Raw genomic sequence first — 24,587 nt, 5'->3', positions numbered from 1 at the left:
GCCTGCTCCCACGCGCCTGAACCCCCCACCGCTGGGAAGACCACCCCACCCGCGCCCCTCATTCCGGGCGAGCCCCTAGGATCACTTGGCGTTCTCCGACGAACGCTGACGCCCACTGGATCGTGCCCGCCACCCAACGCCCCGCACGACGACTCCACCGCACGGCGATGGAGTCGAGCATCGAGGAGAGGAACGTTCATGCGCGCCCGGAGCATCGCCACGGCCACCGCAACAGCACTGGCACTGGTGGCCGCTCGTGACCTTGTCCAGAAGAAGCACGCATTGCTCCGGAACTTCCCTGTGCTCGGGCATGCCCGGTACCTGTTGGAGACCATCGGGCCGGAGCTGCGGCAGTACATAGTCACTTCCAACGACGAGGAACGCCCCTTCAGTCGTGACCAGCGCACCTGGATCTACGCGTCGGCGAAGGGGGAGAACAACTACTTCGGGTTCGGAACCGACAACGACGTCGAGCACATCCAGGGGCACGCCTACCTGAAGCAGCGCACGTTCGCCGGCACGCTGCCCGACCTGCACGACCCGCAGGCCCCACTGCCGTCGGCCAAGGTGCTGGGCGGGCCGCGCGGGCGGGCCAAGGCGTTCCGGCCGGCGAGCGTGGTCAACATCTCGGCGATGAGCTTCGGGTCGCTCTCCGGCGCGGCGGTCACGGCGCTCAACAAGGGGGCGGCGCTGGCGGGCACCCTGCACAACACGGGCGAGGGCGGTCTCTCGCCGTACCACCGCAACGGCGGCGACCTCGTCCTTCAGATCGGTACGTCCTACTTCGGCTGCCGCAACGAGGACGGCAGCTTCAACATCGACAAGCTCAAGGACGTGGTCGCGGGCGCCCCGGTCAAGGCGATAGAGATCAAGCTCTCCCAGGGTGCCAAGCCCGGGCTGGGCGGGATGCTGCCGGGCGCGAAGGTGACACCGGAAATCGCCGAGATCCGCGGCATCCCGCTCGGCGAGGACTGTGCTTCCCCGTCGCGGCACACCGCGTTCGACGACGTCGACTCGATGCTCGACTTCGTCGAACTGCTCGCCGCCGAGACCGGTCTGCCGGTCGGGATCAAGAGCGCGGTGGGCGAGATGGAGTTCTGGCAGGAGCTGGCCACGCTGATGGCGCGTGGTGACCGTGGTGTCGACTTCGTGACCATCGACGGCGGCGAGGGCGGCACCGGTGCGGCGCCGCTCACCTTCTCCGACTCGGTGTCGCTGCCCTTCCGGATGGGCTTCTCCCGGGTCTACGGCACCTTCGCCGAGCGGGGGCTGACCGACGACCTGACGTTCATCGCCTCCGGCAAGCTCGGCCTGCCCGAGAACGCCGCGGTCGCCTTCGCGCTGGGTGCCGACATGATCAACGTGGCCCGTGAGGCGATGCTGTCGATCGGCTGCATCCAGGCGCAGAAGTGCCACACCGACAAGTGCCCCACCGGCATCGCCACCCAGAGCCCGTGGCTGGCCCGCGGCCTCGACCCGGCCTCGAAGGCCACCCGGGCCGCCGTCTACCTGCGCACCCTCCGCAAGGAGCTGCTGAAGGTCTCGGCGGCCGTCGGCGTCGCCCACCCGGCGCTCATCACGGCCACGGACATCGAGATCATGAACGGCGACTACGAGGCCCGCACCCTGGCCGGCGTCTACGGCTACAAGGACGGCTGGGGCGAGCTCGGCCCGCACCTCGCCGAGGAGATCACCGCACTGCTCACCACCGGGCAGTCCGCCGACCAGAAGCCGACCGCCTGACACGCCGGTCACGGCAGGCACCGCGCTCGCCGCTCCCCTGCCCGGAGCGCGGGCGTGGCGCCGGCCAATGGCACCCTTGTCTTCCCTGCTCCACGAACAGCCCCTGCCTAGGTGAACAACATGAGCGAAAAAGTCAGATTCCCGAGCGTCGTCGGCCCCGAACTGGCCGGAGCGATCGACCTGCCGGACGGCGAGATCCGCGGCTGGGGGATCTTCGTGCACGGATTCACGCTCGGCAAGGACTCGCCGGCCGCGTCACGTGTCAGCAAGCAGCTGGCACGCGAGGGCATCGGCATGCTGCGCTTCGACAACCTCGGGATCGGGGACTCCGACGGCGACTGGGGGGACGGTTCCTTCACCGTCAAGGTCCAGGACACGATCCGTGCCGCAGCCATGATGGCGGAGCGCGGGACTCCGGCGGACCTGCTGGTGGGGCACTCATGGGGAGGCGCCGCCGTCCTGGCCGCGGCGGCCGAGGCAACCGGCGTCCGCGCGGTCGCCACGATCGGGGCGCCGGTCGATCCCAGCCACGTCGAGCGACAGTACGACGCGGTCGTGGACCGCGTGCTCAGTGACGGGGCGCACGAGTGGTTCGTCGGCGGGCGGACCCTGGTCCTCAAGCGCGCCTTCGTCGAAGACGTCCGCCGTGCTCATCTGCGGGACCGGATCGGCGAGTTGGACCTGCCGCTGCTCGTCCTGCATTCGCCGACCGACAACACCGTCCACATCGACAACGCCGGAGAGATCTTCCGCGAGGCACGACACCCGCGAAGCTTCGTCTCCCTCGAAGGCGCAGACCATCTCCTGACCGCCCGAGGACAAGCACAGCGAGCCGCCCACATCATCAGCGCCTGGGCCGATCAGTACATCCCCGGGTGACGGCCCGGAGCCGAGACGTCTCCAGGTGAGTCGCAGGCGGAGCGGTAAGCACCACGGCGCCGAGCGCAATGTCACTTTGTGTTACGCTCAGGCGTTTGGACGGCTGTGACGGCTGTGACGGCTGTGACGGCTGGCGATTCTGCCCGTCCGATTCCCTTGTTCGTTGGCTGCTCATTTCCTGCCGGGCCTTCCTCGGTACGTTCCGCATACGGAAGGCCCTTCATGAACCACCCGGACCACCCCGGCACCTCGCACGGCGACCTCGCCCGGCCAGTGCCCCGCACCCCGACGGTGCCCCCGGTCGTCTCCTTCGCCGACCTGGAACTGCCGGCCGAGGTGCTGCGAAAGCTCACCGAGCTTGGCGTGTGCGAGCCCTTCCCGATCCAGGCAGCCACGTTGCCCAACGCCCTCGCGGGACGCGACGTCCTGGGGCGCGGGCGCACCGGATCGGGCAAAACCCTCGCCTTCGGCCTGCCGCTGCTCGCACGGACGGCCGGGCGGCGCGCGGAACCCAAGCACCCCCTCGCCCTGATCCTCGTGCCTACCCGGGAGCTGGCCCAGCAGGTCACCGAAGCACTCGCGCCGTATGCCGAGGCGCTCCGGCTTCGGATGGCCGCGATCGTCGGCGGCATGTCGATCGGGCGGCAGGCCGCTGCGTTGCGCGACGGGGCCGAGGTCATCGTCGCCACCCCTGGCCGCCTGCATGACCTCATCGAGCGCAGGGCCTGTGGCCTGGGGCGGGTGCGGATCACCGTCCTCGACGAGGCTGACCAGATGTGTGACATGGGCTTCTTGCCGCACGTCACGGAGGTGCTCGACCAGGTGCACCGCGACGGTCAGCGGATGCTGTTCTCCGCCACCCTGGACCCCGACGTCGATCACCTGGTCCGGCGCTACCTCCATGACCCCGTCGTCCACTCGGTCGACCCGTCCGCGGGCGCGGTCACGACCATGGACCACCATGTGCTGGTCGTTCATGGCCCCGACCGGTATGCCGTCACCACCGAGATCGCCGCCCGCGACGGCCGCGTACTGCTGTTCCTGGACACCAAGCACGCGGTCGACCAGCTCACCCGGCACCTGCGGGCCAGCGGGGTGGACGCCGCGGCCCTGCACAGCGGTAAGTCCCAGCCGCAGCGCACCCGGACCCTCGCGCAGTTCAAGAGCGGCCAGATCACCGTCCTGGTGGCGACCAATGTCGCGGCCCGTGGCCTGCACATCGACGACCTCGATCTGGTGGTCAACGTCGACCCGCCCACCGACCCCAAGGACTATGTGCACCGCGCGGGCCGCACCGCCCGGGCCGGTGAGTCCGGCCGGGTCGTCACACTGGTCCTCTCGGGCCAGCGCAGGGAGATGAGCCGCCTGATGGCAGCGGCCGGCATCGAGCCGACGACCACCAAGGTGCGCTCGGGTGAGGCGGAGCTGAGCCGGATCACCGGGGCCAAGGCCCCCTCCGGCACCGCGCTCGACGGCAGGCCCACCGCCCACCGGGCCAAGAACACCCATACCCCCTTCCGCGGCCTGGGCACCAGCAAGGACGCCTCCCGCACCGGTGGCAAGTCCCGCAGAGCCACCGAGGCCCGTAAGCTCGCCGAGGCCCGCAAGGCAGCCCGGGTGCGCCGCGGCGCCTGAGAGCCCGCCCCGAACGCCGGAACCTCCTGATCGCATGATCGAGAGCCACGCCGGCGCCGTCTTCCCGAGTCCGTCATCCCCTGTCACGGTCCGCTGCCGCTCGCGCCGGGACTCAAGGCCCCGGCAGGCGTGGAAAGACCACCGCAACAGGGCTGACCGACGCCGGGAGGGCTACCCGGCGGCCAGCACTGCCGCGAGGCCCTCTTGCAGGTCCTGGACGAAATACTCGGGAACCTCCAGCGACGGGAAATGTCCCCCGGCTTCGGGCGACCCCCATCGGACGATCTGCCGGTAGCGCTCCTGTGCCCAGGGGCGCGGACACTTCTCGACGTCGCGCGGGTACATGGTGATTGCTGACGGGACGTCGACCCGAAGTTCGGGGTCCAGCGAGTTGTGGCTCTCGTAGTAAATGCGGGCGGACGATGCGCCGGTCCGCGTCAGCCAGTACAGGGTGACGTCGTCGAGAACACGGTCTCTGGAGATCGTCTCGAACGGACTGTCCTCGGTGTCCGACCACTCGGCGAACTTGTCAAGGATCCAGGCGAGAAGCCCGACCGGTGAGTCGACGAGCGAGTAGCCGATGGTCTGCGGCCGGGTCGCCTGCTGCTTCGCGTACGCCGCGCGGTGGCGCCAGAAATCCCGGGTGTCCTCGGCCCACTTGCGCTCGGCCGCCGTCAGCCCGTCCGTCGTCAGGCCGGGCGGTCCCTCCGCGAACGTCGTGTGGATGCCGAGCACCTGCGCCGGGAACCTGCCACCGAGAACCGTGGTGATATTGCCTCCCCAGTCGCCGCCGTGGGCTGCGAACTTGCTGTATCCGAGCCGTCCCATCAGTTCCACCCATGCGGCCGCGATCTTTTCGGTTCCCCACCCGGTGGTGGCCGGCTTGTCGCTGTACCCGAAGCCCGGCAGCGACGGGACCACGACGTGGAACGCCGGCGCGTCCGCATCTTTCGGATCCGCCAGCTCGTCCACTACATCGATGAACCGGGCGATGCTGTCCGGCCAGCCGTGCGTCAAGATCAGTGGCGTGGCATCCGCGCGCGTGGAGCGGCGGTGCAGGAAGTGGATTCCCAGATCATCAATGATGGTGCGGAACTGCCCGATCTGGTTGAGGCGCTCTTCGAACCGCCGCCAGTTGTACCCGGTGCGCCAGTAGTTCACGACATCGACGAGGTCGGCGAGCGGAACGCCCTGGTCCCATCGGCGAGGGCCGGGCGCGGCGCGAGGGACCGTCTCGGCCTCCGGTAGCCGCGCCGCGGCCAGTCGCGCGCGCAGATCGTCGAGGTCAGCGTCCGTTGCGTGGGCTTCAAATGCGTGCACGTCGCTGGTGGGACGGGGCATGAGACCTCCTGGCCATCGCGGAACCGGCTATGGCGGTTCTAGCAGCTTCCCGAACCACCCTGCAACCGCCTAAGGTGGTTCCATGCGCGCTGGATTCCCTGACTTCCGCCTCGGCACCGTGCTGGCGACCAGCTTCACGGGGACTCTGTCGGAGCGTCATGGCAACGCCGTGGAGCGCATTCCCACGCCGCACCGACTCGCCGACTGGCTGGCGGTGAACGGCCTCGCCGTGGACTCCTGCACCACTGCCCAGCTCGACCTCGCCCGGGAACTGAGGGAGGCGATTCACGCCGCCGCGAGAGCAGCCGCGATCCAGGACGCTCTCCCCGCATCTGCTGTCCAAGTCATCAATGACTTCAGCGCTCAGGGCCGGGCCGCGGCGATCCTGACGCCCGAGGGCAAGCGGCACTGGCGGCTCAACTCGGCTTCCTGCGTGGAAGATGCCCTCGGCGTGATCGCCGCCGACGCGATCAGCATCATCGCAGGCGAACGAGACGGAAAACTGGCCTTGTGTGCCTCACCGACCTGCCGAGCCGCCTTCTTCGACACCAGCCAGAGCCGCACCCGCAAGTGGTGTGACATGAACACCTGCGGGAATCGTCAGAAGAAAGCGCGCTTCCATGCCAACCAGCGCAAAAACCCCAGATCAGCGGAGTGATCGTTACCGCGGTAGATCCTGGGCGGCTCGTCCGCCCTCCCAGCTGAGCTTGACCGTCAAGTGGCCGTCGAGGCTGGATTTGGCGATGACGGCACCGGCTTCGGTGCTCAGGCGCACCCCGAACTCCACCTCGATCTTGTCCGGGCACACGGAAGCATCGCGGAACTGGCCGAGGATCGTGGACGAGGCGTCCCGCACACTGCTCAGTGCGGACTCCAGCGAGGTCGCCGCGGACCGGACCACGTCCCGGGAGCGGGACACCGGGCTGATCTCGGGGCCATCCTCCGCGATCTCCACCAGCACCTCTCCGCCGTTGTCCAGCGACCAGCGAGCGATCTCAGCCATGTGACTCCTCATCCATGAGTGATGTGCGTGCTGCGTAGGCAGTCCCGGCTCAGGGGCACAGGGACCCGTTGTACGCCCCGGAGGGGATCACATCCTTGATGTGGTGCGCATCGTTGACCTGGGGGCCCAGGAGCGCGCACAGGCGGTCGGCCCCGGGTGGCTTCCTGACGGCTTCGCGTGGGCCGGCCTCGGCCGCGTCCGCCACCCGCTGGAGCGGGCTTCGCCCGCCAGAGGCCGCCGACACCACGCCCAGCGCCGTGTGGTCCACGAGCAGGACCGGGCCATCGGGAGAGTCACCCAGCGGCATCAGTGTCGACCAGTCCCCCGGATAGGAGTAGCGGCCCACGCCTTTTCCCGTGGCCAGTGACCGGATGGATACGCGGCTCCTTGCCTTGGCGACGAAGTCGGCGTCGTCATTGATGGCGTCGGCATCGGGTGGGAGGGAGAACCATGCGGCGGTCCCGGTGGAGTTGAGCGCGAGCGTCCCGTCAGCCTCCGCCGGGTCGAGGCGCGGAATGTACCCCGTCTGCGCGCCGGTGGCGATGTTCCAGGCCCTCAGCTCGGCCGAGGCGCCGGGCGCGCCCTTGAGTACGGCAGCGACGGTCCGGCCGTCCGGGCTCGTGATGAAGTTCTGCGTCCGGGACGGGTCCGCCAGCGCGGTGCGGGTGACTCGATCGGATTCCACGCCCACTCGGGTCAGGGTGATCGCGGTACGGATCGATGACCCGTCCGACTCGCTCTCCCCCAGGATCGCGGACTTGCCGTCCGGCCCCAGCCAGAAGTTGAACACCGCGCTCTGCCACGGCAATACGGACTTGCGGAGAAGCTTGCCGGTCTTCAGGTCGAGGAGGTACAGGGTGTTGCGCCGGCCCGCGGCCGTCATGGGATCCATGCTGTCCGGCAGTACGAGCCCGAGTACCCGGTTGGTCGGGTCGATGCTCATGGAGACCACGCCGACCCGGGGCAGCGGGGCGAACTCGGTACCGAGGACGACCCGGTGTCCGACCGTGTCGTAGACAACCAGGCAGACCTTGTTGGTGGCGCTCGTCATGTCCGGCACGGAGCAGGAGCCGGGCACCCTCCGCTTCCCGTCCAGGTCCGGAAAGGGCTCGTCAAGGAACGCGATGTACCGTCCGTCGCGGCTGATCACTGCATGGTCGGTCTGGTCCTTCTCCTTCAGCACCCCGTCCAGGGGCTCAGCCACCAGCCCGCGCCCGGAATCCCTCCACGGGACGATCTGGCCCTTCGGGGCGCGCGTGACCAGGGTCCGGCCGCCGGCCGCCACCAGTGGGGTCAGATCCTGGAGTGCCATCTGGTCGGCGTACGACAACGGCGGAATCTTCTGCGCGGTCGGTGTCGACGTCGGGGATTCGTCACGCGGTGCCGTGGTCGCCGCATCGAGGTGGGGCACTATCCGGTCGACGGGACCCAGTCCGTCGAAGACGTCCGGCAGACCGCTGTCAGGGTGCGTGCGGTAGGCGCGCAGGCCCAGCTGCATCGCGCCGTAGGGGTCGTAGGAAGCCCGCTCCTCGGCCTTGGTGCGCAAGGTACCCGCGAGGGACGCCTCCACCTGCTCGCTGCGGTTCTGGTAGATCAGCGTCCCCGCCACCAGCGCGAGGGCCAGGGCGGCGGAGACAGCGCCGTTCACCCGCCAGCGGCGCACCCGGCCGGCCACGATGTAGTGGGTCTCCTGGGCGGAGAGATGGGCCTCATGAGTGCCCATCCACCGGCGGGCGTCCCTCAGCTCGGCGCCGGCGAGCAGCCGCCTGCCCGGGCGTCCCTGCTCGGACCAGGTGGCCATGCGCTGCCGGAGGGCGTCCTGCCAGACGCGGAACGCGCGGTGCTCGTCACAGAGTTCGCGCAGATGCCCCCAGTGCAGCAGGAGCGAGTCGTGCGCCAGCTCGATACCGGAGGTGCCGCCCGGGTCGCCGCCGATCCGGTGCATCACCAGGAGCCGTGACGTGGCGAGGCGCTGCCCGACGGTCCACTGGTTCTCGTCGCAGTCGTCACGCAACGCGGTGCGGCGTACGGCGAGGTCGCCGTCGGGCAGGGGCCGGACCAGCTGGATGAGGAGCCGGTCGGCGACCTTCCGGCTCTCCGGGTCGATGCCGGCCCAGATCCGGTCCGCGTAGCGGGCGAGTGCCTCTGAGATGCCGCCCAGTTCCTCGTACGCCGCGTGGGTCAGCAGTCCCGCCCGTCGGCGCGCCCACAGCTCGGCGAGCGTGAATTCGAGCAGGGGCAGGGGATTCGGGGTGTGTTTCAGGTCGTCCAGGATGCGTTCGACCAGCCCGTCGGCGAAGGCGACCGTGCCGACACCCTCCAGCGGCCCGGTCATGACCCGGCGCAGTTCGCCCTCGGTCATCTCGCCCACGGTGACCGGCAACCACGTCCTGGCGAGGTCGGCGGCGGCGCGGTCGGCCAGCGCCGTCCCCAGGAAGGTGTCACGCAGGTTCACCAGCACACACAGCCGGGACCCGGAGGACAAGCAGGGCAGTAGAGCGCGGACGAACGCGGAGCGGTCGTTGCCCGACGCCGCGAAGACCTCCTCGAACTGGTCGACGCACACGACCAGTTGGCCCGCATGGTGCTGCTCCAGCACGGCCGCCACGATGTCCGGCAGCTGCCCCCTGGCCAGCCGGCCCTCGGTCGCGGCGACCGACTCCAGCCGGGCCGCCGCTGTGAGGTCGGTACGCATCAGCCGGTCGAGGGCGAAGGCCAGTGCGGTCAGCGGGGTGGCGGCGTCGGACGGGCGTAACGCCAGGGTGAGCCGGATGGCGCCCGAGGAGTCGGTGGCGCGCAGCCGCGGCACCACGCCTGCGTGCCACAGCGAGGACTTCCCGATACCCGATCCGCCGATGACGCTGATCAACGGCACTCCGGAGCGGATGCGGTCGGCGAGCTGACCGGCCAACTCCTCGCGCCCGTAGTAAAGATCGGCGTCCTGCTCGGTGAAGGGGCGCAGTGCCCGGTACGGGACGCGCCGCTCGATCACCTCGGCCAGCTCGGGCCACGCCGCCAGCAGCATGTCCACCGGGAGCATGTAACCGATCTTCGTGCCCGCGCCGGTGACCCGGTAGCCGACCATGCCCACGGCAGCGTCCGCGTCGGTGCTCCACACCGGGGCTCCGGAGAAGCCGGGGGCCAGCATGGCCTGCCGTGCCGGGTCGCTCTCGATCTCCACCCAGCCCGTGGCGACGGGACCGCCCTGGCGCCCGTGTACCCAGGTGCCGAGCTCCAGACCACGGGGAAAGCCCACCATGACCAGCGAACCGTCCAACTCCCCGTGCCGCCGGCTCAGGACGAGCGGCCGGGCGTCCGCGGGCGGTGGCTCCCGCAACCGCAGCCCGACGACGTCCGTCCCGTCCTCCGGCACGGGAGGCCGCCAGGCGACGATGTCCGCGAGCTGCCGTCTGCCCGGGGCGAGCAACGGGAAATCAAGACTGACCGAGGCCCCCTCGGGCGGGGTCTCGTCGGCGGACAACCCGAGAACTCCGGCGACCACGTGCGCAGCCGATACCAAGTGCCGGGGACCGGCGAGAAAGCCGGCCCCCACGGGCTCGTCACCGTCCCAGATCCGCACCAGCCCAGCCTCAAGAGGCACGCGCATATCAGACCCCCGTGTACTGACATCTGCCTCAACGGTACCGGCATACCACCCCGCCCGGGCGGTATGCCTGAACCCTTCGGACTCGAATGGGAGAGATCGTTTTCACCGTCGAAGAGGACAGGGAACGCTGCACATCGCTGCGCCGGACGCGCCCTCACGATGGTGGATATGGCAACTTCGGTGGAACCGAGCGGTCCGCTGGTGACGTGCCCCAGGACATCTTGGTCACCCCAGGAAGCTCAGCCGGACCTGCCGGTTCGGGTTGTCGACGTTGGTGTCGACCAGGCAGACGGACTGCCACGTCCCCAGTGCCAGGCGGCCCGCTACGACGGGGAGGGTCGCGTGGGGTGGGACGAGGGCGGGGAGGACGTGGTCGCGGCCGTGGCCGGGGGTGCCGTGGCGGTGGCGCCAGCGGTTGTCGGCGGGCAGGAGGTCGTGCAGGGCGGCCAGGAGGTCTTCGTCGCTGCCCGCGCCGGTTTCCAGAACGGCGATGCCGGCGGTGGCGTGTGGCACGAAGATGTTCAGCAGGCCGTCGCGGCCGTCGGCTGCCTCGCGGAGGAAGGCGGCGCAGTCGGCGGTGAGGTCGGCGACGGTTTCCGTGGAGCCGGTGGTGACGTCAAGGGTGCGGGTGGTGAATGCGGTGCTCATGCCGTCATTTTCGTATGGCCGGCCCGCCCTCGTCCGCAGCCCCGTGGGTGTCGTCCGCAATGCCGTCTCCATGCTCCGGCAACAAAGGTCCATCAGCCGAGACCACGATTGACCCCGCTCGGAGCGCGCCGCTACGTTCGGCGGCATGTCTCCATCAGCCCTGCTCACCACGCGTGGTCACATCGACCTGGTGCGGGTGGCCTCGGCCACGTGTCACCGCGGCGGCCGTTGCTGATGCGCTGCTGTCCTTGATAGCGGCCACTGTTCACCCCTGTCGCCTTTGTTGCTTGGTGAACCTTCTGGCGTAGCGGCCTTTCCTGGCCTTGCCGCGAGAAGAAGGCCGGACTGACGCCGAAGGGTGTCACGCTCACCTACCTTCAGCCGGCCGACGCCCTCGCCGCTGCCTGGGCCAAGGCATGGGCGAAGGAGACCGGGCTGCCGGACAAGATGGCGCTGGACGCCGTCAAACGCACCCGGGGGACGGCGGTCGCGGTGGACGTGGACAAGGCGGCCGTCGCCTCCGAGCAGCGGATCGTCGGCACGTTCGCGGCGCTGAAGCCGATCCCCCTGTCCTTCGGCTTCGGCGCGTTCGTCGACCCCCGTTTCGACGGTGACCTGCCGCCCTCGGGCACGGCGCCGCGTACCTATGGAAAGGGCCACTGAGATGTCCGTACACCTGCACTGGTTTCTGCCGACCGGCGGCGACGGCCGGACCCTCGTCGACCGGCACGCCTATACCGACGGCGGGATTCGACGGGACCGCATCACCCCGGTGAGCGGGGTACGGGCCCCGGACATCGAGTATCTGGCCCAAATCGCCAAGGCGGCCGAGCAGTTGGGGTTCGAGGCGGTGCTCACACCGACGGGTACGTGGTGCGAGGACGCCTGGCTGACGACGGTGGCGCTCACCCAGGTCACCGAGCGGCTGAAGTTCCTGGTCGCGTTCCGGCCCGGGGTGATCTCGCCGGTGCTGGCGGCGCAGATGGCCGCGACCTATCAGCGGATCTCGCGGGGGCGGCTGCTGCTGAATGTGGTGACCGGCGGCGACTCGACCGAACAGCGGCGGTTCGGCGATCATCTCGACCATGACCGGCGGTATGCGCGTACCGATGAGTTCCTGCGGATCGTACGGGGCGTCTGGGGTGGCCGGCCGTTCGACTTCCACGGCGAGCACTACCAGGTGGCGGGCGGGCTGACGGCGCTGCCGCCGGACCCGCTGCCGCAGATCTTCTTCGGCGGCTCGTCGTCGGCGGCGGGGCCGGTCGCCGCCCGGAATGTGGATGTGTACCTGACCTGGGGTGAGCCGCCCGAGGAGGTCCGGCAGAAGATCGACTGGATTCGCGGGCTGGCGGAGAAGGAGGGGCGGACGGTCCGGTTCGGCATCCGGCTGCACACCATCTCGCGGGACACGTCGAAGGATGCCTGGGCGACCGCCGGCCGACTGCTGGACGACCTCGATCCGGCGACGGTGGCGGCCGCACAGCAGGCGCTGGGCAAGAGCGAGTCGGTGGGACAGCAGCGGATGCTGGCGCTGCACGGGGGCTCGCGCGACAAGCTGGAGATCTCGCCCAATCTGTGGGCGGGGGTCGGTCTGGTGCGGGGTGGTGCGGGGACCGCGCTGGTCGGAAGCCATGCGGAGGTGGCCGACCGGATCGAGGAGTACCACTCCCTGGGCATCGAGCACTTCGTGCTCTCCGGCTATCCGCATCTGGAGGAGGCGTACTGGTTCGGGGAGGGCGTACGGCCGGAGCTGGCCGCCCGGGGGCTGCTGGCGGCGGGCCCTGATCCGCTGGCCGGCGTACCGGCGGCCAATGGCCGGCCGGCGTCCGCGCCGGGCGGGGCGCCGCTGCTGATCGCCGGCGGTCGCTGAACGCCGGCCGGGGCAGGGTGGCCGGGCCGCTGGGGCGCGGGGTTGCCTCTGCGGCCCGGCCGTCGTGGCCAGGGGACCGGCCGTCATGGCCAGGGGCCTAGCCGTCGTGGCCAGGGGCCCGGCCCTCATGGCCAGCGGCCCGGCCGTCATGGCCGGGGCCCCGCCGTCGTGGCTTACGGCGCTCGGTCCGGTGCACGCGGGCGGCCGGACGCCGGGCGGGAAGAGCCGGTCGGCAAGGCGGGAAAAGCCGCCATCCACCGCGGGAAGACCTGGCCCCCTCCCCCAGTTAGTAGAAGCATGAACAACACCGGGGTGCGTGCGGTCGAGGTCGTGGTGGTCGGTGCCGGGCAGGCCGGTCTGGCCGCCGCCTTTCATCTGCGGCGGATCGGCTATCGGCCCGACCGGAACTTCGTGGTGCTCGATCACTCGCCCCGCCCGGGCGGCGCCTGGCAGTTCCGGTGGCCCACGCTGACGTACGACAAGGTGCACGGGATGCATGCGCTGCCGGGCCTGGAGCTGACCGGCGCGGATCCGCGGCGGCCGTCGTCCGAGGTGATCGGCGGGTACTTCGACAGCTACGAGCGGACCTTCGGGCTGCGGGTGCACCGGCCGGTGAGCGTGCTGTCGGTGCGCGAGGGCGCTGCGGACCCCTCCTGGCCGGAACCCGCCGGAGCCCTGGGGCGCGGGCGGCTGCTGATCGAGACGTCGGAGGGGAACTATGCGGCACGGGCGCTGATCAATGCGACCGGGACCTGGGACCGGCCGTTCTGGCCGCGGTTCCCCGGGCAGGAGGTCTTCCGCGGCCGGCAGCTGCACAGTGCGCAGTACCGGGGCCCGGAGGACTTCCGTGCGGCGCGCGTGGTGGTGGTCGGCGGCGGGACCTCGGCCGTGCAGCAGCTCCTGGAGATCGCTCCGGTGGCGGCCGCCACGACCTGGGTGACCCGTCGGCCGCCGGTGTTCCGCGCGGGGCCGTTCGGCGAGGAGCAGGGCCGGGCCGCGGTCGCCCTGGTGGCGGACCGGGTCCGGCAGGGGCTGCCGCCCCGGAGCGTGGTGAGCGTGACCGGACTGCCGATGACCGAGGCGATCCGGCAGGGCCGGGAGAGCGGCGTACTGGAGCGGCTGCCGCTCTTCGAGCGCCTCACGCCCACGGGTGTGGTCTGGGACGACGGGCGGACGGCGGAAGCCGACGCGATCCTCTACGCGACGGGCTTCCGCCCCGCCCTCGACCATCTCGCCCCGCTGCGGCTGCGCGAGCCGGGCGGCGGCATCCGGATGGACGGCACCCGCACGCTCCGTGACGCGCGGGTCCATCTCGTCGGTTACGGGCCGTCGGCGAGCACCATCGGCGCCAACCGCGCGGGCCGGGCCGCGGCCGTCGGCGTCCGCGGACTGCTGACCGAGGACCCGCAACCGGCCTACGGGGTCCCGGAGTTGGCGGGCAGCCTGGCCTCGTAGGCCGAGGCCGCGTGCTCGACCAGCCCGATCAGCACCTCCTTGCAGGACGCGCGCTCCCGGGCGTCGCACAGCAGCACCGGGGTCGCCGGATCGAGGTCCAGGGCCCGTGCCACCTCCTGCGCCCGGTGGGCGCGGACGCCGTCGAAGCAGTTGACGGCGACGACGAACGGGATGCTGCGGTGCGCGAAGTAGTCGACGGCCGCGAAGCTGTCGGCGAGCCGCCGGGTGTCGGCGAGCACCACCGCGCCGAGCGCGCCCTGCGCCAGCTCGTCCCACAGGAACCAGAACCGGTTCTGCCCCGGCGCGCCGAACAGATACAGCGCCAGGTCGTCGTGGATGGCCGACCCGTTCGGCGCGTACCTGCACCTTCGTCTGCGGGGGCGAGAACATCACCGCGTTCTCGACGAGTTCGGCCAGCAGATGGGTGAGGCCGGCCACCGCGCCGCCGGCCAGCCGGGCGTCGACGACGGAGTGCACCTCGGCCCGCGGGAAGTCCTCCACCTCGGCGACGGCCGCGCGTACCACGTCGAGCAGCGGGGCGGGATGGCGCCAGCCCCGGCCGGGCGCGGCGCCGGAGAGGATGATCAGGCTCTCCGCGTGCCGCCGCATCCGGGTGGTGAGGTGGTCGAGCCGGAAGAGGTCCTCCAGTTCCACCGGGTCCTCGGTGCGGCGTTCCATGGTGTCCAGCAGGGCGAGCTGGCGGTGCAGCAGCAGCTGGCTGCGCCGCGCGAGGCTCACATAGACACCGGAGATACCGCTGAGCGCCTCGGCGCGGCCGGCCGCCGCCTGGAGCGCGGCACGGTGCACCGCCACCAGGGCCTCGCCGACCTGCCCCACTTCGTCGCGGCCGGTGCCGCGGTCGCCGAGCGGCGCGACGGCGTCCATGTCCACCTTCTTGCCCGCGTGCAGCAGCCGCATGGAGGCGGGCAGATCCCGGCGGGCGACCCGCAGCGCGGAGTTGCGCAGCTGCTCCAGCTCGACGACCAGCCGACGGCCGATCTTGACCGAGATGAGGAGCGAGAGCAGGACACCGGCCAGACCCAGGACGACGGCCATGCCGGGTCCGCCGAGCGTCCCGGCGGACAGCGGGTCGGCGTCCTGGGCCGCCCCGGTGCTCGCGGCCCGCTGTGCGGTGCGGAGATCGTGCAGGACGGTGTCGCTGACATCGGTCCAGCGCACGGCGGGGACGGCGGTGGCGGCCCGGGTGCCCGCGCCGGCGTCCCGTACGGCGTTCTCGGCGGCGCGCAGGTCGCGGTAGGCCGAGCCGTCCAGGATCCGGTGGTAGGCCGCGGCGTCCCGGGGCCCGAGATCGTCGACCGCGCCGGTGAACAGTGCGCGCTGGGTGTGCACCGCGCCGGTGAACGCGTCGAACTGCCCCGGTGACATCCGGCCGGAGAGCTGGGCGGCGCCGAGGACCGCGTCCTCATGGGCGAGCGCCTCGCGGGCCCGGGAGAGTTCCAGGACGACGCGCGCCTCCGAGGAGACCGGCGTCTTCTCCAGGCCGGTCAGCGCGCCGACGGTGGCGAAACCGTCCTCGATGACGCCGGTGTAGTCGGCGACCAGACGGTCCCGGTCGGGCTTGTCGCCATCGACGCGTCCGCGCAGCGCGGCCAGGCCGTCGGCGTCGTGCAGCAGCCGGTCGATACGGCCGGGCAGCCGGGCGTCGGTGGTCTCCGCGTCCGCACTGCCGGCGTCGATGCCGTTTCGAAGGGCGAGCGCGGTGGAGTCGGTGGCCCGCTGCCGTTCCCGCAGCGTCTGCTGGCGTCCGGGATCGGGGGAAGCGAGGGCGCGGGCCGCGGCGCTGCGCTCTTCCTGTACGGCGGAGACGAAATCCCCGACCGGGGCGACGACGGTGGCGTTGACGTCCTTGAGCTGCTGGAGGCCGGAGACATTCCGCGCGGTGGTGAGGGTGGCGAATGCCCAGAGGGCGATCAGGGACACCACGGGCACCATGAGCAGCGCGACGATCTTCGCGCGCACCGAGCGGGGCATCAGGCGAACGCGGTAATCCGTCGCGAATTTCCAGGACTTGGCGACCGTGGGCAGCGCATGCCGGGGGCGTCGGTTCCCGGGCGGCTGGGCTTCCCCTGCGGGCCCGGACCGGTCCGGGGTCTGTCGTATGTGCATGAATTCCTCAACAGGTCTGACGAGGTGCGGAGTTCAGTGCTCGGGCAGCGAATCGACGGAGGCGGCTGCGGCACGCTCGCGGGCGGTCGGGGACAATGCGACAAAGGCCGCTGCGAGGAAGAGAAATGAACCGAGTGCGACGGCCAGCGGAAAGATGAATTCCATTGCGTTGACACCGGTCAACGGCGCCCGGCTGGGGTCAATTCGATGCGTACGGCGGCCATTCTCTTGACACACCGTTTTGCTACCGGCGAGTTCAGTGAGCCCACTTCCGGGTATATGTCCATCATTGCCCGGGCGTCCGGGACTTCTGATCGCACGTCAATTCCGGGTGAATGCCGCCCGGCTCATTTCAGCAATGAGAAAGGTCACGCATAACGCGACCACCATGCCTCCACAAGCTCCGCCATGCCCTCTTGAAGGGCGGCAGGGGCGTCATATGGGGCATCGCGAAGACTCCACACGATGCGAACAAGCACACATGCGGGCGAGCGTTCGCCAGAAAACATGATCGAAAAGGCCGGGCCTTCAATTGACTCGTAGCGACGAGCCATGATGACGGGGCGCGAGCGACGTGCTGCAGACCGTTATGGCGCCTCCGGTCGAAATCCCTTGCTGGTCCGGAGAGTTGAGTCCCGCAACTTCAAGGAGACGAATCCCCATGGACATCCTCACCAATCTGCTGGCCAACATCCTGCACTTCGTGGGTTGGCTCGTCTGACCGGCTTCACCCCCCAAGGCGCCGCCCGTCCCCGTCCCGGGGCGGGCGGCGCCTTCGTGTCCGCCGGGCTACTTGTCCAGCTCCTGCCGGGCCGTCTCCGGCAGCGTCAGATAGACGAGGAACGACACCAGGCACAGCGCGGCCACGTACCAGGGGAAGAGATCGGCGTGGCCGGCCTGCTTGAACCAGGTGCCGACGTACGGAGCGGTGCCGCCGAAGAGGGCGACGGTGAGCGAGTACGGGAAACCGATGCCGGCGGCGCGCACCCGCGCGGGGAAGACCTCGGCGTTCACGGCCGCGGCGACCGCGGTGTATCCGGTGAGCAGCACCATGCCCGCGCACTGCACCAGCAGCAGCGAGATGAACGCGTCGGTGACCAGGTGCAGCAGCGGCACGGCCAGGACGGCGAAGCCCAGGGAGAAGCCGAGCAGCAGCGGTTTGCGGCCGATGCGGTCCGAGAGCATCCCGCCGAGCGGCTGGAGCAGGGCGAAGAAGGCGAGTGAGAGGGTTCCGACGGTGAGCGCATCCCCCTTGTCGAAGCCCGCGTTGACCTGCGCGTAGGTGGGCAGGTACGTGGTCCAGGTGTAGTAGGCGATGGTGCCGCCCGCGGTGATGCCGCAGATCAGCAGCGACTGGCGGGGGTGGCGGCGCAGCGCCTCGAAGAGGCCGGGACGGTCGGCCGCCTGCTGCGCGTCGGGGAGCTCCCGAAGGGTCTCCTGGGCGCCGCGCCGGATCCACAGTCCCAGCAGGCTCAGCAGCGCCCCGATGAGGAACGCCACCCGCCAGCCCCACTGCCCCATCTGCTGCTCGGTGAGCAGCGCCGCGAGCAGCGCCGCGGTCCCGGACGCCAGCAACTGCCCGGCGGTGGTGGACACGTACTGGAAGCTGGAGAACAGCCCGCGCCGGCCGGGCCCCGCCGATTCGACGAGGAAGGTCGTGGAGGCCGCGAACTCGCCGCCCACCGACAGGCCCTGGACCAGGCGGGCGAGGACCAGCACGAGCGGGGCCAGGACTCCGGTGGCCGCATAGGTGGGGGTGAGCGCGACCAGCAGGCTGCCGCCGCCCATCAGCAGGATGGTGAGGGTCAGTGCGGTCCGCCGGCCGCGGCGGTCGGCGATCGCGCCCATCAGCAGTCCGCCGACCGGCCGCATGAAGAAGCCGACCGCGAAGACCGCGAAGGTCGAGAGCAGCGGCACCAGGGAGTTGCCGGCGCCCTTCGGGAAGACCTGCTCGGCGAAGTAGACCGCGAGGAAGGAGTACGCGTACCAGTCGTACCACTCAACGGCGTTGCCGATGGAGGCGGCGGCGAGCTGCCGCAGCCGTGACGGCGGGCGGGCGCCGCCGGGCGCCCGCTCCTCGGCTATGTGCTCGGCGTTGGTCATGGTCCTCCTCCGCTACCGGTTCTGCTCCTCGGCCGGCTGCTGGGCAGGATGAGCCGACAGGTGATCATGTACCGCGGAAGCGGGGATGGTCCAGGGGGATGAAGGGGCCGAGCACCCGCCGTATGAACTCCCTTGTAAGAGGTCGCGCGGGTAGGCACGGTGGCGCACCGATACGGAGAGGTGAGCGCGGAGTTCCGGTGATCACGGGGCTGTGACGCCACGTGATCACAGAGGTGAGTGTCCTTGTGGGCACCTCCTCACTCGGCCACCGTCGCCTGCCACGCGCCCGGGCGTTTGCCCGTGGCCTTGTGGAAGAACACCGAGAAGTTGGATGCGTCGGAGAAGCCGAGTATGTCGGCACAGCGGGCGGCGGTGAGGCGGTCGTGTGCGAGGAGCCGTTTGGCTTCCAGGGTGATCCGTTCGACGATGTACGCCTTCGCGGTGCGGCCGGTGGCCTGCTGCACCGCTCGTGAGAGGGTGCGGGGCGCGTATCCCAGCGCACGGGCGTAGTAGCCGGCGTCATGGTGTTGCCGGAAGTGCGCTTCGACACTGGAGCGGAACAACCGGAACACCGGATGTGTGAGCCGTGCTTCGGCGTGCGGTGGGTGCAGCCGGGTGATGAGCGCGGAGAGCAGGATTTCGGGCAGCTCCGTCGAGGAGTCACCGGGTGGGGCGGATGCTTCGAGGAGGAGATGGCTGCGCGCCGTGTCGACGAAGGGCCAGTCGGCGTCGGGGATGCTCCAGTGCGCGGCCAGGTCCGGGGAGGCGACGAGTTCTCGGGTGGTGTGGGTGACCGGCGCGGTCGGCACGAACAGCACGAGGTGCCCTGCCACTTCGGCGATGTCGTCCCACCGGTGCACCGCGCCGGGGGGAATCCACACCGCGGACCGATCTTGGAGCGGGTGGAGGTGGAAATCGACCGTGACCGATCCGGGTCCGGCGTCGACGACGGCAAGGACGTGGAAGTCGGCGCGCTGCGTGCCGCCGTCGTTCAGCTCGCGAAGGCGGCCGAACGTCATCGTCTCGACCGAGGCGGCGCGGCGTCCTGCGGGCTGGTAGGTCATCTGCTGGATCACGCTCACGTGTCCAGTTTTCACCATCGGGCGACCAGTCACGCCGATGCCCCGTCCGAGTGCAGAAGTTTCAATGAATACACAGGGAAATCGCCTGGAGCATCGACCGGAAGAGCCATCATGAACACGACGCAGCAGACGCTTCTGCCCGCTTACGACCATCGGCCGGGGACCGGGCCGACTCTGGTGTTCCTGCACTATTGGGGCGGTTCTGCCCGCACCTGGGACCTCGTCGTCGACCGCCTGGCGGGCCGTGACGTGCTCACGGTCGACTTCCGCGGGTGGAGCCGGTCGAGCGCTCTGCCCGGTCCCTATACGCTCGGTCAGCTCGCCGACGACACGCTCGCCGTGCTCGCGGATGCGGGGGTCACCGACTACGTCCTGGTGGGGCATTCGATGGGGGGCAAGGTCGCACAGCTGGTCGCGGCCACCCGGCCCGCCGGCTTGCGCGGCATCGTTCTCGTCGGCTCCGGCCCGGCGAAGCCCGCCGCACAGGTCACTCCCGAGTACCAGGAAGCCCTGTCGCACGCCTACGACTCCGCCGAGTCCGTGGCCGGGGCACGGGATCACGTCCTCACCGCGACCGAGCTGCCCGCTCCGGTCAAGGCGCAGATCGTGACCGATTCGCGGACCGTCACCGACGCCGCCCGCACCGAGTGGCCGCGGCGCGGCATCGCGCAGGACATCACCGAGCACACGCGCATGGTCAGCGTGCCCGCTCTCGTCGTCGCCGGAGAACACGACCAGGTGGAGCCCGTCGGCGTGCTCCGCGACAACCTGGTGCCCTACCTCTCCCAAGCCGACTTCGTGGTGGTCCCCCACACCGGTCACCTGATCCCGCTGGAAGCCCCGGCCGACCTCGTCGACGCCATCACCGCATTCGCGCCGGCAGGCTGACCGTCCCCGCGGCCCGACGACGGGCTGTGCCCCTGATCACCCGCCCACGGGGGAGGGAGCCCCTGATACAGAGGCTCCCTCGGTGCGCGTCCGTGCTCGTGCTCGTGCTCGTGCTCGTGCTCGTCAGAGCTTTCCGCCGATCTCGCACGCCTGGCACGGCGGGCGGCCGCACGTGCACTGCATGATCGCTTCCAGCACCTCGCGGTCGTGGTAGAGGCACTCGTCCTTGCAGGTGTGGCGGGGGATGAAGCCGGCCGGGATTTCACCGGGCCACGGCTCGTGCCCGTCCCGGCAACGGAGGAACCGCTCCGGGTCGGTGGAGTGCAGGTCGTGCATGCTCGACCGGGCCTCGTCCTCCAGCTCCCGCACCCGCGCCACCAGGCTCTTGAGCTCGGCGGCGATGCTGGAGTACCGGTCGGAGCCGGTCCGCACGTGTGCGGACCGCAGCGCCATGGCGGCGTTGCCCAGAAATCTGCCGGCGTCCTGGAGGTCGGTCACGTGATGCATCTGGATGCCGTTCACGCCACGTACCCACACGGCGTCGATACTGCTCACTGATCCACCTTCCCGGCGGGTTCACCTTGGTTTTCTTGCGAAACAGTATGCGCGGCGCCGGTGCCTTCGCATAAGGAAAAATCAATCTAATTACGGACGCTAAGGGCCGTGCCTCGCGCCCGTCCAGGAATTTCGGCGTGAGTCGGCTCACAGGCGGGATGGTGGATCTTCCGCGGCAAATTTCTCCTGGAATTCTGGATCTTTCAAGGACTCCGGGAATTCTCCGGTTTTCCCTGGTCCGTCGTGGCCGTCGGGGCCGTCGGGGCCGTCGTTCGTCATCCGGCGACCGTGTACGAGTGTGCGCCCGCCCCGGCGAGCCCGCCGCCGTCGACGATCAGGTACTCCGGGCGGACCGGGCGACCGTCGAGCCAGTTCTCCAGGATCTCCCGGGTGCCGGCGGCGTAGCGGGCCTGCGCCGACAGCGTCGTGCCGGACACATGCGGGGTCATCGCCTCGTACGGCATGGTGCGCCAGGGGTGGTCGGGCGGTGGCGGCTGCGGATACCAGACGTCACCGGCGTAACCGGCCAGCTGCCCGCTGTTCAGGGCCCGCACCACGGCGTCCCGGCTGACGATCAGCGCGCGTGCGGTGTTGACGATGTACGAGCCGCGCTTCATGGCGCCGATCAGGTCGTCGTCGAAGAGGTTCTGCGTCTGCGGATGCAGCGGGGTGTGGATCGACAGCACATCGATCGCGGAGGCCAGCGCGCGGACGTCGCGGTGATAGGTCAGCCCCAGCTCCCGCTCCACCTCCTCGGGCAGCCGGTGCACATCGCAGTAGTGCAGGGTGACGTCGAACGGCTTGAGGCGGCGCAGCACCGCCTGGCCGATCCGGCCGGCGCCGAGGACGCCCACGTCCATGCCTTCGAGGTCGTAGGCGCGCGACGCGCTGTCCGCGATGTTCCAGCCCTTCTTGGCGGTCACCCAGTCATGGGAGGGCAGGTAGTTGCGCACCAGGGTCAGGATCTGCATGACGGCGTGCTCGGACACGCTGATGCTGTTGCTGTACGTCACCTCCGCCACCGTCATGCCGTGCTCGATGGCGCTCGGCAGGTCGACGTGGTCCGACCCGATCCCGGCGGTGATCGCGAGTCTGAGGCGCGGGGACGCGGCGATGCGCTCGGGGGTCAGGTAGGCGGGCCAGAAGGGCTGTGAGATCACCACGTCCGAGTCGGGCAGCTCGCGGTCGAGGGTGGAGTCCGCTCCCTCCTTGTCGGACGTGACGACGAAGGTGTGGCCCCGCTCCTCCAGGAAGCGGCGCAGTCCCAGCTCTCCCGAGACGCAGCCGAGCAGCTGTCCCGGGGTGAAATCGATGGCTTGTGGGGTCGGCGCGGTCTGACCGCCCGGATAGCCGGTGATGGTGGGAATCGCATCGCGGGCGTAATCGGGGGGATATCCGCCCACGGGGTCCGGATAGAGCACCGCAAGTATCTTTGCCATGGCCGTCCTCCGTCGGTGGGGGCCATTGCTCCGGCAAACCGGTCGGTCACCTCGAACCGGTCGGTCGGCGCCGGTGATCAAATTTTAGTCGCGTGGGCATTGCCGCGGCAATCCCGGCGATAATGGAGGAGCTGTGCCAGTGGACGAGGGATACGGCTATTCCGATGTGGCCTGCGGCAGGCACTCGGGGGCCCGAGCCGGATGGTGGGCCCGGACGGCGCGAGCCGTTCCGCGCCCGTCTGCATCGGGGTGTCCTGGCGATGGTCGCGCTGGGCGGCCTGCTCGGCGGGACGGCCCGCTATGTGCTGGGCCTGGCCTTTCCCACACCTGCGGGGACGTTCCCGCTGACGGCCTTCGTCGTCAATGTGTCCGGAGCGTTCCTGCTGGCGCTGCTGCTCGTGTACGTGCTCGAGATCTGGCCGCCGACCCGGTACGTGCGGGCGTTCGCCGGCGTCGGATTCCTCGGCGCGTTCACCACCTTCTCGACCTGGATGGTCGACACCGACCGCCTGCTGGCCCACGGCCACCACACCGCCGCGGCGGTCAACGTCTTCGGCAGTCTCGCCGCGGGCCTGGCCGCCACCGTGCTGGGCCTCGCGCTCGGGCGGCTGGCGCTGGCCAGGCGGGCACGGAGGGCCGCCCGGCACGGCCGCGCCCGCCGGTACGGCTGGTGGGTCCGGTGATCACCCTGCTCGCCGTCGCCGCGGCGGCCGCGGCCGGGGCGGTCGCGCGCTACATACTCGACCAGTACGTGCGCTACCGGAGGCCGGGTGTGTTCCCGCGCGGGATCTGGCTGGTCAACATCACCGGCTCGTTCGTACTGGGGCTGGTGGTGGGCCTGGGCGCACGGCACGGACTGCCGGCGCAGGTCGTGACCATCCTCGGCGCCGGATTCTGCGGTGCCTACACGACGTTCTCCACGTTCAGTTACGAGCTGGTTTACCTGTGCGAGAAAGGGCAGGTGAGGACGTCCCTGCTGTACGCCGCGGTGAGCCTCGCGGCGGGAGTGACGGCAGCGGCGTCGGGGCTCGCCGTCGGGGCACTCTGACCGGGGACGGGCCCGGCCTTCCGGGGTTGACACGTGGATCTGCCGGACGTCTCCTGGAAGGGAGGAAGTGAACTGTGGCGGACGCCTGTCGGGGCGTCGCGCACAGTCGGGTTGACCGGCGTCCACCGGAGTCCGGAGGCTGCTGATGGCAACCTATGAATACCTGTGCAACCGCTGTGGACCGTTCGACGTGAAGCTGACGATCGGGACGGCGCCCACGACTCATGACTGCCCTGTCTGCGCAGCCGCCGGGCGACGCGTGTACTCCTCGCCCGGACTTGCGCGGACCTCGCCCGCGGTCGCCGCCCTCCATCGCCGGGAGGAGCAGGCCCGTGAGGCCCCGGCAGTGGTCTCCGAAGTGCCGCCGGGCAAGAGGGTGCCGAGGCGCCCGCATCCCGCGCTCTCGCGGTTGCCGCGACCCTGAGGGCGGTGGTCGACCAGGCAGAACGTCACAGGCGGGATTCAACGATTCCGTCCCCCACGCGGACTGAGGAGGTGCGTCCCCGTGGGCAACGTGGGACTGCTCTTTGTCGGTGCGGTGCTCTTCATCAACGGAATGCTGTTGCTGGGAAAGGTCGATGGCCGGGCAGCAGCGGTGTTCAACCTCTTCGTAGGTGCATTGCAAGTACTGACGCCGACCTACCTCATCATCGCCGCCGCTGGTGACCCCATCAAGATCCTTGCGGTGTCCGGCATTTATCTGTTCGGCTTCACCTACCTCTACGTAGGTATCGGACTGCTCACCGATCTCGACAGCACCGGCGTCGGCTACTACTCGTTGTTCGTGTCAGTCGCGGCCCTGGGATACTCGTTCGTCAACTTCCATGTCCTGAAGGACTATCCCTTCGGTGTCATCTGGCTCTACTGGGCATTCCTGTGGTTCCTGTTCTTCCTGCTGCTCGGTCTCAAGTGGGACAGCCTTACCACCTATACGGGCTATGTCACGGCCATCGAGGGCTGGGTCACCGGCGCGATTCCCGCGGCGCTGCTGCTCTCCGGTTACTGGAAACACCCCACCGAAACCGCCATCGCACTCGCGGTCTTCGGCGTGGTGGTGTTCGCCGCGCTGTGGCCGCTCACCCGGAATTCGCGGAAGCCGGCCCCGGCGGCCCCGGAGGCCGGAAGCGTCGGCGCAGCAACGTGACCGGATCGGAAATGAGGAAC

At 70.0% G+C, this 24,587-nt stretch carries 22 protein-coding genes and 2 pseudogenes; 13 read left to right on the top strand and 11 right to left on the bottom strand.

What is annotated here, in order from left to right; translation table 11 throughout:
- The first annotated feature begins 198 nt into the window (after positions 1–198).
- The 3 genes from ACFWJW_RS07820 to ACFWJW_RS07810 all read left to right on the top strand — a co-directional run bounded on the left by ACFWJW_RS07820 (position 199) and on the right by ACFWJW_RS07810 (position 4,257).
- Positions 199–1,743, top strand: a complete 1,545-nt coding sequence (locus tag ACFWJW_RS07820) for an FMN-binding glutamate synthase family protein (RefSeq protein ID WP_387236475.1) — start codon at positions 199–201, stop codon at positions 1,741–1,743.
- A 120-nt stretch (positions 1,744–1,863) separates the two neighbouring features.
- Positions 1,864–2,622, top strand: coding sequence for an alpha/beta hydrolase family protein (locus ACFWJW_RS07815; RefSeq protein WP_387236474.1), 759 nt, complete (start codon positions 1,864–1,866; stop codon positions 2,620–2,622).
- Between the two features lie 222 nt (positions 2,623–2,844).
- On the top strand, positions 2,845–4,257 hold the full coding sequence (locus ACFWJW_RS07810) for a DEAD/DEAH box helicase (protein ID WP_387236472.1): 1,413 nt from the start codon (positions 2,845–2,847) through the stop codon (positions 4,255–4,257).
- Positions 4,258–4,428: 171 nt separating this feature from the next.
- Here the strand turns inward: ACFWJW_RS07810 and ACFWJW_RS07805 are convergent, their stop codons facing one another.
- A complete protein-coding gene (locus ACFWJW_RS07805) occupies positions 4,429–5,598 on the bottom strand; it encodes an epoxide hydrolase family protein (protein ID WP_387236470.1) in 1,170 nt (389 codons plus the stop codon).
- Between the two features lie 82 nt (positions 5,599–5,680).
- Here ACFWJW_RS07805 and ACFWJW_RS07800 point away from each other — a divergent pair, with 82 nt between their 5' ends.
- A complete protein-coding gene (locus ACFWJW_RS07800; protein WP_387236468.1) occupies positions 5,681–6,256 on the top strand; it encodes a CGNR zinc finger domain-containing protein in 576 nt (191 codons plus the stop codon).
- A gap of 3 nt (positions 6,257–6,259) precedes the next feature.
- Here the strand turns inward: ACFWJW_RS07800 and ACFWJW_RS07795 are convergent, their stop codons facing one another.
- The 3 genes from ACFWJW_RS07795 to ACFWJW_RS07785 all read right to left on the bottom strand — a co-directional run bounded on the left by ACFWJW_RS07795 (position 6,260) and on the right by ACFWJW_RS07785 (position 10,856).
- Positions 6,260–6,601 (bottom strand): CU044_2847 family protein, encoded by a 342-nt coding sequence (locus ACFWJW_RS07795; RefSeq protein ID WP_387236466.1) that lies wholly within the window; start codon positions 6,599–6,601, stop codon positions 6,260–6,262.
- Positions 6,602–6,650: 49 nt separating this feature from the next.
- A complete protein-coding gene (locus tag ACFWJW_RS07790; RefSeq protein WP_387236464.1) occupies positions 6,651–10,202 on the bottom strand; it encodes a trypsin-like peptidase domain-containing protein in 3,552 nt (1,183 codons plus the stop codon).
- Positions 10,203–10,433: 231 nt separating this feature from the next.
- The gene (locus ACFWJW_RS07785) at positions 10,434–10,856 is read right to left on the bottom strand and encodes a YjbQ family protein (RefSeq protein WP_387236462.1); all 423 of its coding nucleotides are present in this window, start codon (positions 10,854–10,856) and stop codon (positions 10,434–10,436) included.
- Positions 10,857–11,001: 145 nt separating this feature from the next.
- Here ACFWJW_RS07785 and ACFWJW_RS07780 point away from each other — a divergent pair, with 145 nt between their 5' ends.
- From ACFWJW_RS07780 to ACFWJW_RS07765, 4 genes are all read left to right on the top strand, one after another.
- Positions 11,002–11,091 (top strand): putative leader peptide, encoded by a 90-nt coding sequence (locus ACFWJW_RS07780; RefSeq protein WP_387236460.1) that lies wholly within the window; start codon positions 11,002–11,004, stop codon positions 11,089–11,091.
- Between the two features lie 212 nt (positions 11,092–11,303).
- Positions 11,304–11,519 (top strand): hypothetical protein, encoded by a 216-nt coding sequence (locus ACFWJW_RS07775; protein WP_387236458.1) that lies wholly within the window; start codon positions 11,304–11,306, stop codon positions 11,517–11,519.
- Between the two features lies 1 nt (position 11,520).
- Positions 11,521–12,726 carry an LLM class flavin-dependent oxidoreductase gene (locus ACFWJW_RS07770; protein ID WP_387236456.1) on the top strand — a complete coding sequence of 402 codons (1,206 nt, stop codon included), beginning with the start codon at positions 11,521–11,523 and terminating at the stop codon, positions 12,724–12,726.
- A 297-nt stretch (positions 12,727–13,023) separates the two neighbouring features.
- On the top strand, positions 13,024–14,181 hold the full coding sequence (locus tag ACFWJW_RS07765) for an NAD(P)-binding domain-containing protein (RefSeq protein ID WP_387236454.1): 1,158 nt from the start codon (positions 13,024–13,026) through the stop codon (positions 14,179–14,181).
- On the opposite strand, the pseudogene ACFWJW_RS07760 reads toward ACFWJW_RS07765, so the two are convergent.
- The 4 genes and pseudogenes from ACFWJW_RS07760 to ACFWJW_RS07745 form a co-directional block, all read right to left on the bottom strand.
- Positions 14,142–14,519, bottom strand: a pseudogene (locus ACFWJW_RS07760) (ATP/GTP-binding protein); the annotation flags it as partial. The gene ACFWJW_RS07765 and the pseudogene ACFWJW_RS07760 overlap by 40 nt on opposite strands.
- An 832-nt stretch (positions 14,520–15,351) precedes the next feature.
- Positions 15,352–16,134, bottom strand: a pseudogene (locus ACFWJW_RS07755) (nitrate- and nitrite sensing domain-containing protein); the annotation flags it as partial.
- A 963-nt stretch (positions 16,135–17,097) separates the two neighbouring features.
- Positions 17,098–18,411 carry an MFS transporter gene (locus tag ACFWJW_RS07750; protein WP_387236452.1) on the bottom strand — a complete coding sequence of 438 codons (1,314 nt, stop codon included), beginning with the start codon at positions 18,409–18,411 and terminating at the stop codon, positions 17,098–17,100.
- A 257-nt stretch (positions 18,412–18,668) separates the two neighbouring features.
- A complete protein-coding gene (locus tag ACFWJW_RS07745; protein ID WP_387236450.1) occupies positions 18,669–19,493 on the bottom strand; it encodes a helix-turn-helix domain-containing protein in 825 nt (274 codons plus the stop codon).
- Positions 19,494–19,604: 111 nt separating this feature from the next.
- On the opposite strand from ACFWJW_RS07745, the gene ACFWJW_RS07740 reads away from it, so the two are divergent.
- Complete coding sequence (locus tag ACFWJW_RS07740; protein ID WP_387236448.1) at positions 19,605–20,381, top strand: alpha/beta fold hydrolase; 777 nt, start codon at positions 19,605–19,607, stop codon at positions 20,379–20,381.
- A 123-nt stretch (positions 20,382–20,504) separates the two neighbouring features.
- On the opposite strand, the gene ACFWJW_RS07735 is transcribed toward ACFWJW_RS07740, so the two are convergent.
- The 3 genes from ACFWJW_RS07735 to ACFWJW_RS07725 form a co-directional block, all read right to left on the bottom strand.
- Entirely contained in the window at positions 20,505–20,927 is a 423-nt protein-coding gene (locus tag ACFWJW_RS07735; protein WP_387236632.1) for a hypothetical protein, read from the bottom strand.
- Between the two features lie 156 nt (positions 20,928–21,083).
- Positions 21,084–21,215, bottom strand: a complete 132-nt coding sequence (locus ACFWJW_RS07730) for a hypothetical protein (RefSeq protein WP_387236446.1) — start codon at positions 21,213–21,215, stop codon at positions 21,084–21,086.
- Positions 21,212–22,375, bottom strand: a complete 1,164-nt coding sequence (locus ACFWJW_RS07725) for an NAD-dependent formate dehydrogenase (RefSeq protein ID WP_387236444.1) — start codon at positions 22,373–22,375, stop codon at positions 21,212–21,214. Before ACFWJW_RS07725 ends, ACFWJW_RS07730 begins: the two co-directional genes overlap by 4 nt.
- Before the next feature lie 260 nt (positions 22,376–22,635).
- Here ACFWJW_RS07725 and ACFWJW_RS07720 point away from each other — a divergent pair, with 260 nt between their 5' ends.
- From ACFWJW_RS07720 to ACFWJW_RS07705, 4 genes are all read left to right on the top strand, one after another.
- The gene (locus ACFWJW_RS07720; RefSeq protein ID WP_387236442.1) at positions 22,636–23,058 is read left to right on the top strand and encodes a CrcB family protein; all 423 of its coding nucleotides are present in this window, start codon (positions 22,636–22,638) and stop codon (positions 23,056–23,058) included.
- On the top strand, positions 23,055–23,423 hold the full coding sequence (crcB, locus tag ACFWJW_RS07715; protein ID WP_387236440.1) for a fluoride efflux transporter CrcB: 369 nt from the start codon (positions 23,055–23,057) through the stop codon (positions 23,421–23,423). Before ACFWJW_RS07720 ends, crcB begins: the two co-directional genes overlap by 4 nt.
- A 145-nt stretch (positions 23,424–23,568) precedes the next feature.
- On the top strand, positions 23,569–23,847 hold the full coding sequence (locus ACFWJW_RS07710; RefSeq protein WP_387236438.1) for an FmdB family zinc ribbon protein: 279 nt from the start codon (positions 23,569–23,571) through the stop codon (positions 23,845–23,847).
- A gap of 81 nt (positions 23,848–23,928) precedes the next feature.
- Complete coding sequence (locus tag ACFWJW_RS07705) at positions 23,929–24,567, top strand: AmiS/UreI family transporter (protein WP_387236436.1); 639 nt, start codon at positions 23,929–23,931, stop codon at positions 24,565–24,567.
- Positions 24,568–24,587: the final 20 nt, after the last annotated feature.

Source organism: Streptomyces sp. NPDC127097 (assembly GCF_042724075.1).
In the GTDB taxonomy this organism is placed as follows: Bacteria; Actinomycetota; Actinomycetes; order Streptomycetales; family Streptomycetaceae; genus Streptomyces.
This window is presented reverse-complemented; position numbering and strand designations above follow the sequence as displayed.